Source organism: Priestia iocasae, from assembly GCF_016909075.1.
GTDB lineage: Bacteria > Bacillota > Bacilli > Bacillales > Bacillaceae_H > Priestia > Priestia iocasae.
The window spans coordinates 828,509-842,932 of the sequence record NZ_JAFBFC010000001.1; the positions used below are offsets into that span (position 1 = coordinate 828,509).

A 14,424-nucleotide genomic window follows, 5' to 3' on the forward strand; every position below is an offset into this window, starting at 1 on the left:
CAAATAGTGTTACCCCCTTGTCTAGTTTATTTAATCATTCTACTGAATGTAAAAAGGCAAGGGGGTTTAGTGTATTAGAAATCAATGTTTACTTTTGCTTCCATTGCACGCACGAGAAACACAGCAAATTGTGAGCGGGTTGTATGGTTATTTGGTCGATATGTTTTGTCAGCATAACCAGTTGTCACTTTTACGGAAGCTAGGGTATCAATATAATCTTTTGCCCAGAAAGTAGTTGGTACATCTGTGAATGATTGTGATTGTGTTGATTGTAGCTTAAACATTAGTGTCAAAATTTTTGCCATTTGAGCGCGTGTTAAAGATTGATCAGGATGAAAATACTCTCCTTTGTTAAATACGCCTAACTCTGTTAATTTTGCGATGGCATCATAAGCATCATGAGAAGGGGAAACATCTTTAAACCCAGGGTTTTGTGGGATTGCTTGTTTCAGTGTTGTTGCATGCAATAACGCTTTTGCTGCATCCGCACGTGTAATAGGAGTATCAGGATTAAAACGCTGAGAATCAGTTTCTGTCAAAATCTCTGTAGAAGTTAACATTTGAATTTCTTTATAGGCCCAATGAGAAGGTGGAACATCTATATAAGACACGGTTGAAGATTGTTCTAATTCGGCAATAATGGCTTTCGCAATAAGTGCATATCCATCATTATTAGGATGAGGGTCTTTAGGGTTTGGGAAATATTGTTTAGGGTTTTCCTTAAATACTTGATCAAGTGAAACAAACATTGATCCGTGCTCTGAAGCAATTTGTTGAAGAGTGCCATTTAGTAAGCTTAACGCTGTTCGAAGAATTGTTTCTTGCGTAGGAACATCGATATGAACATACGGGTAGTAATAGCCTAGAACAACAATTTTTGCGCTAGAATTTAATGTGCGGATTTCTTTTAGAATCTCTGAAACATTCGTTTTTACCTGAGTCATAATAGCGGATGTTTTTGTGTGGTCAAATTCAATGGTCTGGCTTTCAGCATTTACTTTCATTTCGGATAAAAAATCATTCGCACCAATATGTATGGTAATTAAGCTTGCTTGCTTAACGGTATCATGTAAAGAAGCGTTGTTTTTCACCTTGTTAGATTGTAAGTCTTTCAATAAATTACGGCTTTTATATCCTGACACGGCAAACTCTTTTGAAAAGCTCTGTAGCTTTTTTTGTTGTAATAAGTGTTCACTGATTATCTCAGCGTAGCTTTTACCAAACGATTTATCGTACAGAAGACCTTCAGCAAGAGAGTCTCCTAAAGCAACATAGTTTACTTTTTGATTCGTAGCAAAGGATGGTGAAGCAACGGAAAGCAATAAGAACATGGTAATCATACATACAGTTAACTTTTTAAACAAATGACATATCTCCTTTCAAATGGACGTCCAAGTTCATCGTATTCGCCATCAAGAAGATATATTCGTCGTCTTATTCCAGAAACCTTTTTTTATTCTCAGGATTTGGTAACAGACAAGATTCTGTTTTGCCAAACCATTTATAACGATTTTTAGCAATGAATGAATAAAATAAGTCTCGAATTGGTTTGGGAATGACGATTAAATAATATAGCCATTTCCAGCCACCATCTAAATGGTAGGCAATTTTTAATGCTGCCGTTGAAGAAGTATATACTTTTTTATCTGTTACATAGACCACACTTTGGATGTTATCGGGAGAAAGACCTCGCTCTTTTAATAACCGTTGGCCGATATCAGACTGCAAAGAAGCAAAAGAAAATAATGCCCTAGGATCATGTTTAATAATAAATTGGACACTATGCTCACATAAATTGCATACACCATCAAATAATATAATTTGCTTTGTCATGTTAGGCACACACCTTTTTAAAAAATGGCTGTGTTAAATTTTAATGTTGATTTTTATCATAATATTAGAGAAACCTCTATTTTAAAGGTTTCTCTAATATTAAATAAGTCCATTTTTTATTTGTTCAAGGAATTTTCTGGCAGGATTATATGTTTTATTTCTCCTAAGTATTTTTTCTAAAATCTCGATTGCTAATTCGTTATGTCCATCCATTATAAGTGATTGTGCGTACTGAACTGCAACTTTATCTTGGTTGGGGTTTTGAGAATATGCTGTTTCAATATATGGCTTTGCCTCGGACTCTTTACCTAATTTCATTAAACATTCATATATCCTTGCATATGTTCTTGAATGTTCAGACAACTGATTAGATTTGATAAAACAATCCAAAGCCTTTTGAAATTCACTTTTCTCGAATTCTAAGAGACCTTCTTGATAGAGAAGGTATGACTGTTTGTAATTATCCAACTTATTCAATCCTTTCAAGTGAGACTCAACACAGTCCGTAGTTTAAACACTGAATTTTGACAAACGTAAACTCTCATAAGTATCCGTCATTTCAAATACAAATGATGTAAGTAAGAACTCTTTAATGTTGTGTTTTGTGCTTTCGTTACTTCGACTATCGACAAATAAAAACCAAGCAAGGTAGTTGTCGAGGTATTTTGTAGACACACCTTTAAAACGGTGTATCCATTGTTTCATACGAGAATGGAGACCATTTACATTTTGGATGTGATACAAGCCCTTTATAACGTGTTTGCCATCGTTTGATTTAATTCTATAATGTTCTATTCCTTTTTCTTTTGCATACGTTTTGTAGGCTCTCCAAGCATCTGTAACAAGTACATTATTAGGTGTCAGTTTAGAACCAATCATAGTATCCACCTTAGTTTTCACAACACGCCCCATACAAACAACCTTTGAAACAGTTGCTTTTGTACGGTCTCTGGCAACAAGAACACAAACTTGTTCGTGGCTAATCCCTCTATGTTTAGACTTTCCACCACGCTTTCGAGGTTTGCGTTCAGTAATGCTACGTCTACCTTTTTCAGAGTATAGAAAATAGGTCTCGTCTACTTCAACGATACCTTCAAATTGTTCAAAATCCATTTGTTTTAATGCACTTAACAATTTGTGCCTCCAATAAAAAAGAGTAACCCAAGTAACCCCTACGATTTCAGCAGATTTTCGCAGGGAATAGCCTTTGAACATACAATCAACAAACGTAATCCATTCATCGCCTTTTCGAGTGCGATAAAGAACTGTGTTAGTTGTATCAGTAAAGGTCTTAATGCAACACTTACAACGATAACGTTGGCGACCATTGTATTTTCCGAACCTAACAACGTGTTCCGATGCACAATGAGGACATTCAAATCCTTCATTAAAACGAGTTTCTCTCATCTCGTTAATTAGACGACCACCGACGGAGGAAGAAGGTTCAACGTAGCGTTTCACCCATTGAAACACTCGCTCTTTTTCTGTATGTGGCAAATTGCCGATATGTTTTAATAGATTACTGAACGCTTTGCTCAACCTTATCACCTCCCGAATGTTTGTTCTTATGCTTATTATACTAAGATTTCGGGTAGGTTTCAAATATCAACATTTACCTTTAACAGAGCCTAAAAAATAAAAACGTTTATGACTGAAAAGAATTTCCTGCTAGTTAACAAGTAGTTTGAAAGGATACAGCTATTGTATTATATAGCCATCTAAAGAACAAAGAAAACGTAGCATCATACTTTGTGGTAAAAGGAGAAGAATTCTTTTTGTTTCACCTATTATATAATCAGCGAGTAGAAATGAATGGGAAAGTTGTACAAAAAGTATGGATGAAGAAGAGGTTTAGTCAAAAAGGGGAAAATAACCACTTCGACTAAACCTCTTTAAACATGTATCATGATTTTATTATTTAACGATGATTTCTCCGCCATATACATAGTCTTCTTTACCTGCTTTTTTAGCGAAAGCAAATAAGTTGTATTTACCAGCAGAAAGTGGCTGACCGAATAATTCACCGTTCCAAGTAAACGTTTGGAACTCGTTTTCTACATTTTTATAAGTAGCAGCGTTCCCAAGGTAGTTTAAATTTTCATCATATACCCAAAATACTAATTCTTCGGCGCCACCAGGTAAATAAACATCAAATGCGTACGTACCGTTCTCATTATCTGTTACGTCAAATAATGTAACGCGAGGATAGTCCGGTTCTTTTACGAAAAGAATCGTTGGTACTTCAATGACTTCTTTGTTATCTGTTAATGTGATTACACCTTCATAATAACCAGGTTCTAAATTACTTGCTTCAACTTTGATGTCTAACTTTACTTTTTCTTTTTTATTTGCTTTTACTTTTACATTCTTCATTGGCTTTACATCAATACCAGCTGGTGAATTTGTAAATGCTACACTTACATCATATGTCTTGTCCTTATTTGAAAGGTTCTGTACTTCAAACTTTTGTTTTGCTTTTTGTTTTCCCTTGTCTTTGTAGAATGTGCCAAAAGAATGACTACCTGGTGTGACAAGCGTTTTTGCTTCAATTGCTTCGACAACACGGATACTACCAGCACCTTGAGTGTTATGTGGATATACCTTACCAGTTGCATCTTGTAATTTATCTGCTGTATTCATTAGAGCAGCTTTGACATCTTCTACGCTCCAGCTAGGGTTTGCTTGCAACACAAGTGCCGCTGCTCCTGCTACGTGAGGAGATGCCATACTTGTTCCTTGTTTTGATCCATATCCATGAGGATTTGAAGCGTCATGAGTAGGAACGGTACTAACGATATCTACACCTGGAGCTGATACGTCTGGCTTAATCATCCATGTATCCAATACTGGTCCTCGAGATGAAAAGTCTGCCATGGTTTCACCAATATCTTGTGAAAACTTAGAATTGATTGAACCACTTTGATTTCCTGATTTTAAAGCGGCAGCTAGCTTGTCTCCATCCGCTTTTGTTAATTTTAATGTAGGCAAAGAAGTTCCTGGGATAACAGGGATCGGTCTTTCTGCATCATCAACGTTGTTGAAAATAACAACGGCTTTGGCCCCAGCTGCTTTTGCATTATCCACTTTTTCCACAAATGGTATTGCTCCACGTTGAATAACAGCGACTTTATCTTTCACATCTTTATTAACAAAATCTTCAGTCGTTCCTAAACCTGTAAACGTAAAATCTAAATTCTGCCCATTTAATGCGAGTAAATCTTCATCGCTAGGGAAGCCCATCACTGATGAAGATGCATAGCTTACATCACCGACTTGAAGGGTAGATTCATAGACTTTGTAAGGTAGTTGAGTAGCACCTACTGAAATTGCTTCGCGTGATGTTCCAGGAGAGCCGACTGTCCAGTTTTTAGGACCACTATTTCCGTTTGAGGTAACAGCAACAACACCGTCAGCCATTGCACGGTCAAGCGCTAAGCTTGTTGCCCAGTCAGGATTATTTAATGAATTTCCTAAAGACAAGTTCATAATATCTGCGCCATCTTCAACAGCACGGTCAATAGCGGCTACAACGTTTTCAGTTGATCCACTTCCACCTGGGCCTAATACTCGATAGGCAAGAAGAGTAGATTCGGGAGCGACACCTTTAATTTGCCCATTAGCTGCAACTGTTCCTGCTACGTGTGTACCGTGCGTGGTCTCAGCTCCACGTGGATCTCCTATTGGTGTTTCTTGAGGATCATTGTCGTTGTCTACAAAATCCCACCCTTTGTAGTCACCAAAAGCTTGATCAAGATCTGGATGAGTATAATCAACACCCGTATCAATGACAGCAACTTTTACACCTTTACCTGTATAACCAGACTGCCAGGCTTTGTGAGAACCGATATAAGGAGAGCTTTTATCCATTTGTGGGCTAAATTCTTCTTGGGTTAATTCTCTGGATTTTACTTCTGTTGTTCTGTATGCAACATCAGGATAAACAGCTCGAACACCTGAAATTGATGCTAGTTTACTAATTTCGTTTGCTGGTAGTTCCGCAGAGAATCCAGCAAAAACGTGATCATATTCTTTTTTTACTTTTGCCTCTTTAGATGAAGAAGCTAATTTTACTTTTACTTCATCACGTGCTTTTTTAATGTTCCCTTTGGATTGCTTTTTCCCTTTTTTCTTTGCTTCGACAATCGACTCTTCTGTTAATTCGACAATGACTTTTACATTTTGAGATGAAGTTAAGTTGAAATTACCATGAATTTTTGCAACAGAAGGCTGTGCAGGTGGGTGATTAGTAGTAGCAGATGCTCCTCCAACCGCAAATGTTGATAAAGCGAATGTGAATGCGACTGTACTTAACACAGAACGTACATGAATTTTTTTCATCTATTTCTAGACACTCCATTTCTATTTGTAATTGGTGAAAAGCGCGAGAATATGTATGCAATCACCTCCTAGGTCAGCGCGCAATTCTTTCCCCTTTTATTGAGGTGAACTTTTTTATAATAGTAAGAATATTCTACAAAAAATCACAAAAACCTTGATTCGATAGATGTGTTTTTGTGTCGAACCAAAATAGGTAATTAAACTCAAAAAAGAATCATTTTATGTATTTTTATGTAAAATAAAAACGAAAAAAGTCCCTATTTTTATGAAAATAGAGACTTTTTATGTGATGTTTAGGTAATTAGGATTAGTATGAAAGTTGAGTTAAATGAAAAATAATGCAGATAAAGCGACACCTGTAATAAAACCTAAAGCGACTCCGTAAGCTGGACCATATCCATACCCATAACCATATCGATAACCAAAATAGCCAAATCCTCTAGGACCGCGTCCCCGTGTTAATGGCTGGATGTAAACGTGACTTCTAGAAACATTCGCAATACGCCCAACATGAACGCGTCCTCCGCGATCTGTGATACGAACAACTCGCCCTCTGTAACGGTTACATAGTTGATGATAGTTTGCCATCTTGTTTCATCCCCCTTCGTTTCCCTTATTACACTATGAGAAAAGGGATGGACATGTCTGGACGAGTATCTAGATTTTTACGTTTTGCAACAAAATATGCGATAGCCCAGTGAGCGAGAAAATTGCATTGTATAGTGTTCATGCTGATCAAAAATATCATATAGTTCCTCTGGGACATCGCTAGATAGATGAAATTCAGTTCCTTCTTCAACTTCATGCTCTTCGATTTGCAAGTGGGGAGGGGAAAGAACAGTAACATGTTGAAAGCCAGCTTCGTTTAATTTTTTAACCCATTCTTTTTCTGTGAGCAATTGGGGAAATCCATAGAAAGATTTTATGGTGTCACAATCTTTGCTACTCATTAATTCGTCCTTTGCCATTTCGATTGCTAAAAAGGTGCCAGTTGGCTTTAACACACGTGCATATTCTTTTAGTGAAAGATCTAAGTTGGAAAAAATGGAAACAGATTCTGATAGAACAAAATCAAAAGAATGTTGAGGGAAGGATAAGGATTCCGCATTTTCTTTTAAAGCTTTCAAAGGAAGAGAAAGAGTAGCAAAGCGTTCATTTGCTTTTTGAATCATAAGAGGGTGTTGATCACATGGAGTGACCTTGCAATTGAATTCGGTAGCTATATAGCTAGATGTTTGTCCTGTTCCGCAGCCAATATCTAAAATAGAAGTGTCGTTCTTTATTTGTTGTTCTTCTAATAACCATTTTGTTACATATAAGCCTCCAGGATGTGCACCACCTATCCCGAATACAGCAAGAAAATCTGTATAAGTAAATGCCATTTATTCATTCCTCCTACATGTCATGAGAGTTACAATATCACGACAATTTATTTCTACCTTTAATTTATGAATAGAGTGTAAAAGATGTTAAATAAAGCGTTATGTAAAAAGTTTCGAAACTCGAGATTTTTCTGTTGCGTAAACAATGTGCTAACCCGTATAGTTATGAAGGATATAAGGAAGCAACATCGTTCATGTAGCAAAGAAAAGAAGCTATTTATAGTGCTTACATTAAGATGTGATAAATCTTCAATTAAAAGATTGAGATAAAGGAGGATTATATGTGAAAGACATTCAAAATAAGACAGGACCGCTCATTTTATTAATGATTAATATGTTTATTGTCATGACAGGAATCGGTCTCATTATTCCAATTATGCCTGCTTATATTGAAGAGTTTGGAGCAAGTGGACAAACATTAGGTTTACTTGTGGCCGCGTTTGGATTAACGCAGTTTTTATTCTCACCAATTGCAGGTGAGCTTTCGGATAAATACGGTCGAAGACTCATTATTATTGGAGGAATTGCTGGTTTTTCGTTCTCACAAATTATTTTTGCCTTTGGAACGGAAATGTGGCATTTATATGTATCTCGCTTAATAGGAGGAGCATCGGCTGCGTTTATTATTCCGCCAATGATGGCTTATGTAGCTGATATTACAACAGAAGAAAAGCGTGGTAAAGGGATGGGATTATTAGGTGCGGCGATGTCGTTAGGCTTTGTTATCGGTCCAGGAATCGGTGGCTTTTTAGCTGAATTTGGCACGAGAGCGCCATTTTATATGTCTTCAGCTGTTGCTGCATTCTCAACAATTATGTCCATTTTATTCATTCCAGAAACATTGAGTAAAGAGCAACAAGAGACAGCTCGCCAATCCACTAAAAAAAGAGAGTCCATTACCAAACAAATTATTCGCTCAACGAAAGCGCCTTATGCTGTACTACTGTACCTTGTGTTTGCTATGAGTTTTGGGCTGGCGAACTTTGAAGCGATCTTCGGTTTGTATGTTGATCTTAAGCATAATTTCACTGCGAAAGATATTGCAATTGTGATTACCGCGACAAGTTTAATCGGTGTGTTTATTCAAGGTATTGCAGTTAATATGTTGATTAAAAAGTTTGGAGAGAAAATGGTTGTTTACGTGACACTTTTAGGTTCTTCTTTAGGATTTGTATTAGCAATTCTAGCTGGAAGCTACATGGGTGTGTTTGTCACAACTGTTTTATTTTTTATCATGACGTCGTTACTGCGACCGGCTGTTAATACACTTCTGTCAAAAATGGCAGGAAATGAACAAGGGTTTGTAGCGGGAATGAACAATGCTTATATGAGTCTTGGGAACATTGTAGGTCCCGCACTTGCTGGACTGTTATTTGATGTTAATATTGAATTTCCGTATATGTTAGGGGCGTTTGTTCTGTTACTAAGCTTTGGCCTTGCTTATAGCTGGGGGCGAAAAGGTGAAGAAATAAAAGTAAAAACAACGTAAAAAAGAGCAAGGAAAGCTAGTAATCAGCTTTCCTTGCTCTTTTTATTTAGCAACAGGCGTATCATTGGTTGTTTCTACTGACTGTTTTCGTTTTCCCCACCATGTTGCAAGAAGCGGACCTGATATATTATGCCACACGCTAAAGATTGCACTTGGTACAGCAGCAAGGGGAGAAAAGTGTGCAACGGCTAGTGCAGCGCCTAACCCAGAATTTTGCATACCCACTTCAATGGAAATTGCTTTTTGATCTCGATAATCTAACTTTAGTAGTTTTGCTAGTAGATAGCCTAATAGCAATCCAACACAATTATGTAACACCACAATAGTGAAGATAGTCAATCCTGTTTCCGCTATTCTTTCTGCATTGAGTGCTACAACTGCTGAGGCAACTGCAACAATTCCAACTACTGAAACAAGTGGGAGCGCGTTCACGCTCTTTTGTACTTGCTTGTTGAATAATGATTGTACAATGATTCCTAATACAATAGGGAGTACAATCATTTTTAAAATCGAAACGACTAAAGAGCTCGCTGACACAGGAAGCCATTGACTGGCAAATAATAAAATAAGGGCAGGGGTTAAAATTGGTGCTAATAGTGTTGAAACAGATGTAATGGCTACAGATAAAGCTGTATTTCCCTTTGCTAAATACGTCATGACATTTGAAGCAGTACCCCCAGGGCAACAACCAACTAAAATAACACCAACCGCGATTTCAGGTGGTAGTTGAAAAAGAGTTGCCAAACCAAAAGCGAGAAGAGGCATGATTGTAAATTGTGCTAAAACTCCAATGAACACAGCTTTTGGCATCTTTAAAATAGATTTAAAATCATCTAAAGATAATGTTAATCCCATTCCAAACATAATAATTCCAAGTAGAAGAGGAATATGTGGACCAATCCATGTAAAGCCTTCAGGAAATAAAAAGCTAATAACTCCAAATAGAATCACCCATAATGCAAACGTATTTCCTGCGAAGGAACTGATTCTCTCTAATGTTTTCATATGTATGTCCCCCTAAAAAAGATATACTTGTCATTATAAACATAATTCTGAATTTTTCAATATTATTTTAAGGGAAATAAAAAAGGAAGCTAACCATACGAATTAGCTTCCTTTCTTTTTAGAATAAAATATGTGCCACAATCACGACAATCGGTAACGTAATTAATGTACGCTCGATAAAAATAATAACTAAATCAGTGAATGTAACAGGAATCTTAGAACCTAGTAAAAGTCCCCCAACTTCTGACATGTAGATTAATTGAGTAACAGATACACATGCAATGACAAAGCGTGTTAATTCACTTTCAATTCCACTTCCGATAACCGCAGGTAAGAACATATCAGCAAATCCTACTACCATCGTTTGAGCAGCTTCTGCAGCCTCTGGAACCTGTAAAACTGATAAAAGTGGAACAAAAGGTGCGCCTAACCATGAGAAAATTGGTGTGTATTCAGCAATGACTAAAGCCAAGGTTCCTAGTGCCATAACAATTGGTACAACACCCATCCACATATCTAAAATGTTCTTTACCCCGTCGTGTAAAAATTCTTTTACACCTTTAGTAGTTTTTGCACGGTTCACCGCTTGATTAAATCCCCAAGAAAAAGTTGTATGTCCTTGTGGAATTGTTTCATCTCCGACATTTGTTGCAGCGTGTTCAAAATACGTATCTGCTTTTCTTGATAACGGAGGAATGCGTGGCATTATAATCGCTGCTACAAATCCAGCTAATAGAATCGTTAAATAGTAAGGAATGATGTAAGCTTCTAGATTCATATAGCTTAAAATAACGATACTAAAGGTAATGGATACAACAGAGAAAGTTGTTCCAATTACAGCAGCTTCACGCTTTGTATAATAGCCTTCTTCGTATTGTTTACTTGTAAGGAGTACCCCGATGGTTCCATCTCCAAGCCAAGAAGCTAGGCAATCGATGGATGATCGACCAGGCAAAGTAAAAACAGGTCTCATAAACTTTGTAAATAAAGCACCACATAATTCAAGTAATCCGTAATTTAACAATAAAGGTAATAGGAGTCCAGCAAATAAAAACACAGAAAATAGGACTGGAATTAAGTCGTATAACAATAAACCGCCTGTATTCTCAGACCAAATGGCCTCAGGTCCTACTTTGAAAAGAGTCATTATAATGAAAATGGTTCCTAACACACGAGCTACAATCCAAATAGGGCTCACAAGTAATAGAGAAGATAAAAAAGAACTTTTGCTAACAAAAGCTGGTTTAATTAAGGTTGCTAGTAAAGTTAAAAGTGCTGTAATAGCTACAATAATAGACATAATCATAGGTAACTGACTTTCTAATGCACCCTGAACGCTTTTTGCTAATATAGCCACTGGTATCGTTAGTTCGCCTTTATAAGAAAAGGGGATGATAAACAAGAAAATACCAATTAATGAAGGGATGATGAATGTTAAGACATTCTCTAATGAGTACGATGTTTGCTTTGTTTGTTTCAAGATGTTCACCTCAACTAGTACTATGAATTTTTTTACATATTTAAACGTTGTTTTTTGTCATACGTAATAAGCTTTATTTCTATGGATAATGTATATTTGTATAATTTATGCATATTATTCATGGTGTTTTATATCTTTTTCACGAAAAGAGATGTATGTTTAAAAAAGCAACGTTATAAAAATAACATATTTTAATGTCGAATAAAAATAAAAAGTTAAATTTTAATTTTTATAATAGTGAAATAATTTTGTCTCTTATATATTTATACACCAATTTGCCAATGTGTTCAATGGTAAAACGCTTACATTTTGTTGTGGAGAGCGATCATTTTACCGAAAAGTAAAAAGCCCTTGCCGATTAGCTAAGGGCAAAGGAACGATAAAAAGTGTGCTTTATTAATTTTCTTCGTCAAATTCAATGGAAATTGTTTGATCTTGGATATCTTTTTGAAGGCGTATTTCTAGTAATCCATTTTTATATTTAGCTGATATTTGATCATCAATATAAGGAAATGGAATACGAATGGTGCGTTGAAAGGAACCCGTATGTCTTTCTTTCATCGTTAGTTGTTGCTTTGTAATAGGATAGGAGTAAGGGATTTGACCGTCAATGGTTAACATACTAGATTCAAGTTTAATTCGAATGTCTTGACTAGACTGTAAGCCTGGAATTTCAATGACGACAATTCCTTCTGTATCTGTTTGATAGAGATCGATATTGGGAAAACGTTTTGGAAGCATACTTTGCAAATCGTTTAAAAAATGGACCCCTAACATGTCTTCTACTTTGTCATGAATGGAACTCCAATCTATATCTGGTTGTTTTTTACTCATCTACGCTCACCTCACTTTTTCATCATCATTTCACTATATGAAGGAATTTGCCTATTCTGAACTGAATGAGAGCTTCAATTAGGTATATTTTCGTGAAAGATGAAGGATAAAGCGAAAAAAGACTGATTTTCAAGCGTGAAAGAAGGAGTATTGTGTGTAAATCAAGTATAATTAGAACAAAGAACATTTTGAAAATATAAGAAAGGATGAAGAATATGACTGAGAAACGAACGTCTAGTGGTTTTTTATTAAAGCAAAGAGCATTTTTAAAATTATATATGATTACCATGACGGAACAAGAACGTTTGTATGGACTTCGCCTTCTAGATGTATTACGTGATGAATTTCGTCCGTTTGGGTATAAGCCTAATCATTCTGAGGTGTATAAAGCATTACATGATCTCATTGAGGATGGAGTATTAAAGCAAGTAAAGAAGAAAAAAGAAGGAATGAAGCTACAGGAAGTGGTTTATTATAAGTTTACTGATGGTGGAGAAGAAAAAGCGAAAGTATATAAAAAACAGTTAAAAGTTGAGCTAGAAAGATGTGAGTCCATGATTCAAAAAGCAATTCGAGACAACTTTGGACAAGTATAAAACGCCAATTCATGAAAGATGAATGGCGTTTTTATGCTACTTTACGGTATGAATGCGAATAGGTACGCGATGTTTTAAAGATGTATGAAGACGCGGAAGGATTAGGGCTGAGAAAATAACAATGACTACATCTAAAGGAATATATAGCAACATCCATGACCATGCCATCACATAGCTAAACGACTCTGGTGCTTCAGCCCAAAAGCGTAAGGCCATGTACATATAATTAGTTCCAATTAAATAGTTTAAGAGTAGACCAGAAAAGCTTGCCAATAAAAAGGTTAATCTTGTTGGTGTATGTGAATGTTCAATGATTTTTCCACTTATGTAAGCAACAAGGATAAACGATAAGATGAAGCCAAATGTAGGGCTTAATAATGAACCGAATCCAGCCTTAAACTGAGCAAACACGGGCGCTCCAATTAGTCCAATCATCATGTATCCAATCATGGAAATAGCGCCCAAACGACTTCCAAGAATCCCTCCAGCTAATAGCGCAAATAACAATTGTAATGTGATTGGCACACCTCCAATCGTTAAATAAGGGGAGACATTCGCTCCTACTGCCATGAAACCAATAAACATTGAACAAATAACTAACTCATAGGTTTTTCCTCTCATTCATCATACTCCTTTCCTTTATTGTTAACTTTTTTAATTGTTTAGTTAACATTCATATTTTTACATTTATTAACTGTTTTGTAAATACAGATTGTACGTTGTCAGGACCATAAAGAGCGATTGGGACATAATCGAATGGTTGAGAGTAGTAAAATCCCTCTAAGTGTAAAAAGGTGACCTTTTTTTCTGTCGTCTTACATGTTCTAAATTGATAGATAGATCAGTCAATGTAAAAAGAAAGCAGGAACAATTGTTACTATATTGGTAAACACAAGGATGAAAGTATGATTTTTTGTCTCAGAAATGTAAAAAAACTCGAGAAAAAAACATGAAGAGTAGAGCAAATTAATCATCATTCTTTTGATGATTATGAACTATTTATTACATAAACAATGATTGATATGATACATCATGAGATAAATATTGGTTAAAAGGCTTTTTATCACTAAAGGAGTGTTAACGTGAAATCGACAGGTATTGTGAGAAGGATTGATGAATTAGGTCGTGTCGTAATTCCTAAAGAATTAAGAACGATGCTAAGTTTCGATAAAGGTGATCCCATCGAAATTTATGTAGACGGTGAGGAAATTATCTTAAAGAAGTACACACCATACGGAGCTTGTGTGTTAACAGGTGAGGTTTCTCATGATAATTTTTCTTTAGGAAACGGCAATGTTGTATTAAGTAAAGAAGGAGCAGAAATACTTTTAAAAGAATTACAAGAAGTATTACAAAAGAATTAATCTGCTTCACTAGCTGGTCTTAAAAGGCGAGAAAACCTCTTATATAAAGCAAACAGCAAAATGCCTTGCCCACTCAATTCATTGAAACAAATGGAGAGAGAGG

The 14,424-nt window shown here is 36.0% G+C and carries 14 protein-coding genes; 3 read left to right on the forward strand and 11 right to left on the reverse strand.

The window, feature by feature from the left end; all coding sequences use genetic code 11:
* Positions 1-74: 74 nt before the first annotated feature.
* From JOC83_RS04205 to JOC83_RS04235, 7 genes are all read right to left on the reverse strand, one after another.
* Positions 75-1,364: an S-layer homology domain-containing protein gene (locus JOC83_RS04205; RefSeq protein ID WP_205184179.1), complete on the reverse strand. Its 1,290-nt coding sequence runs from the start codon at positions 1,362-1,364 to the stop codon at positions 75-77.
* Between the two features lie 70 nt (positions 1,365-1,434).
* Positions 1,435-1,833, reverse strand: coding sequence for a thiol-disulfide oxidoreductase DCC family protein (locus JOC83_RS04210; RefSeq protein ID WP_205184181.1), 399 nt, complete (start codon positions 1,831-1,833; stop codon positions 1,435-1,437).
* Between the two features lie 99 nt (positions 1,834-1,932).
* On the reverse strand, positions 1,933-2,301 hold the full coding sequence (locus tag JOC83_RS04215) for a tetratricopeptide repeat protein (RefSeq protein ID WP_205184183.1): 369 nt from the start codon (positions 2,299-2,301) through the stop codon (positions 1,933-1,935).
* A 42-nt stretch (positions 2,302-2,343) separates the two neighbouring features.
* The gene (locus JOC83_RS04220) at positions 2,344-3,372 is read right to left on the reverse strand and encodes an IS1595 family transposase (RefSeq protein ID WP_205184185.1); all 1,029 of its coding nucleotides are present in this window, start codon (positions 3,370-3,372) and stop codon (positions 2,344-2,346) included.
* A 375-nt stretch (positions 3,373-3,747) separates the two neighbouring features.
* A complete protein-coding gene (locus JOC83_RS04225; RefSeq protein ID WP_205184188.1) occupies positions 3,748-6,171 on the reverse strand; it encodes a S8 family serine peptidase in 2,424 nt (807 codons plus the stop codon).
* Between the two features lie 324 nt (positions 6,172-6,495).
* Positions 6,496-6,759 (reverse strand): hypothetical protein, encoded by a 264-nt coding sequence (locus JOC83_RS04230; RefSeq protein WP_205184191.1) that lies wholly within the window; start codon positions 6,757-6,759, stop codon positions 6,496-6,498.
* A 77-nt stretch (positions 6,760-6,836) separates the two neighbouring features.
* Positions 6,837-7,553 (reverse strand): class I SAM-dependent methyltransferase, encoded by a 717-nt coding sequence (locus JOC83_RS04235; RefSeq protein WP_205184194.1) that lies wholly within the window; start codon positions 7,551-7,553, stop codon positions 6,837-6,839.
* A 325-nt stretch (positions 7,554-7,878) separates the two neighbouring features.
* Between JOC83_RS04235 and JOC83_RS04240 the strand changes: the two genes are divergently transcribed.
* On the forward strand, positions 7,879-9,042 hold the full coding sequence (locus JOC83_RS04240) for an MFS transporter (protein ID WP_205184827.1): 1,164 nt from the start codon (positions 7,879-7,881) through the stop codon (positions 9,040-9,042).
* A 42-nt stretch (positions 9,043-9,084) separates the two neighbouring features.
* On the opposite strand, the gene JOC83_RS04245 is transcribed toward JOC83_RS04240, so the two are convergent.
* From JOC83_RS04245 to JOC83_RS04255, 3 genes are all read right to left on the reverse strand, one after another.
* Positions 9,085-10,047: a bile acid:sodium symporter family protein gene (locus JOC83_RS04245; protein ID WP_205184196.1), complete on the reverse strand. Its 963-nt coding sequence runs from the start codon at positions 10,045-10,047 to the stop codon at positions 9,085-9,087.
* 118 nt (positions 10,048-10,165) lie between these two features.
* Positions 10,166-11,536 carry a YjiH family protein gene (locus tag JOC83_RS04250; RefSeq protein WP_205184198.1) on the reverse strand — a complete coding sequence of 457 codons (1,371 nt, stop codon included), beginning with the start codon at positions 11,534-11,536 and terminating at the stop codon, positions 10,166-10,168.
* A 387-nt stretch (positions 11,537-11,923) separates the two neighbouring features.
* Positions 11,924-12,361 (reverse strand): Hsp20/alpha crystallin family protein, encoded by a 438-nt coding sequence (locus JOC83_RS04255; protein WP_205184201.1) that lies wholly within the window; start codon positions 12,359-12,361, stop codon positions 11,924-11,926.
* Positions 12,362-12,576: 215 nt separating this feature from the next.
* Here JOC83_RS04255 and JOC83_RS04260 point away from each other — a divergent pair, with 215 nt between their 5' ends.
* A complete protein-coding gene (locus JOC83_RS04260) occupies positions 12,577-12,957 on the forward strand; it encodes a replication termination protein (RefSeq protein WP_205184203.1) in 381 nt (126 codons plus the stop codon).
* Positions 12,958-12,993: 36 nt separating this feature from the next.
* Here the strand turns inward: JOC83_RS04260 and JOC83_RS04265 are convergent, their stop codons facing one another.
* Positions 12,994-13,578 carry a biotin transporter BioY gene (locus JOC83_RS04265; protein ID WP_205184205.1) on the reverse strand — a complete coding sequence of 195 codons (585 nt, stop codon included), beginning with the start codon at positions 13,576-13,578 and terminating at the stop codon, positions 12,994-12,996.
* 461 nt (positions 13,579-14,039) lie between these two features.
* On the opposite strand from JOC83_RS04265, the gene JOC83_RS04270 reads away from it, so the two are divergent.
* Complete coding sequence (locus JOC83_RS04270) at positions 14,040-14,321, forward strand: AbrB/MazE/SpoVT family DNA-binding domain-containing protein (RefSeq protein WP_205184208.1); 282 nt, start codon at positions 14,040-14,042, stop codon at positions 14,319-14,321.
* Positions 14,322-14,424: the final 103 nt, after the last annotated feature.

What these genes read in the sequence shown, in the direction of transcription:
- JOC83_RS04210 (WP_205184181.1), bottom strand. Translation starts at nt 1,833, where the DNA reads ATGACAAAGCAAATTATATTATTTGATGGTGTATGCAATTTATGTGAG.
- JOC83_RS04245 (WP_205184196.1), bottom strand. Translation starts at nt 10,047, where the DNA reads ATGAAAACATTAGAGAGAATCAGTTCCTTCGCAGGAAATACGTTTGCA.
- JOC83_RS04260 (WP_205184203.1), top strand. Translation starts at nt 12,577, where the DNA reads ATGACTGAGAAACGAACGTCTAGTGGTTTTTTATTAAAGCAAAGAGCA.
- JOC83_RS04230 (WP_205184191.1), bottom strand. Translation starts at nt 6,759, where the DNA reads ATGGCAAACTATCATCAACTATGTAACCGTTACAGAGGGCGAGTTGTT.
- JOC83_RS04255 (WP_205184201.1), bottom strand. Translation starts at nt 12,361, where the DNA reads ATGAGTAAAAAACAACCAGATATAGATTGGAGTTCCATTCATGACAAA.
- JOC83_RS04225 (WP_205184188.1), bottom strand. Translation starts at nt 6,171, where the DNA reads ATGAAAAAAATTCATGTACGTTCTGTGTTAAGTACAGTCGCATTCACA.
- JOC83_RS04235 (WP_205184194.1), bottom strand. Translation starts at nt 7,553, where the DNA reads ATGGCATTTACTTATACAGATTTTCTTGCTGTATTCGGGATAGGTGGT.
- JOC83_RS04240 (WP_205184827.1), top strand. Translation starts at nt 7,879, where the DNA reads ATGATTAATATGTTTATTGTCATGACAGGAATCGGTCTCATTATTCCA.
- JOC83_RS04265 (WP_205184205.1), bottom strand. Translation starts at nt 13,578, where the DNA reads ATGAGAGGAAAAACCTATGAGTTAGTTATTTGTTCAATGTTTATTGGT.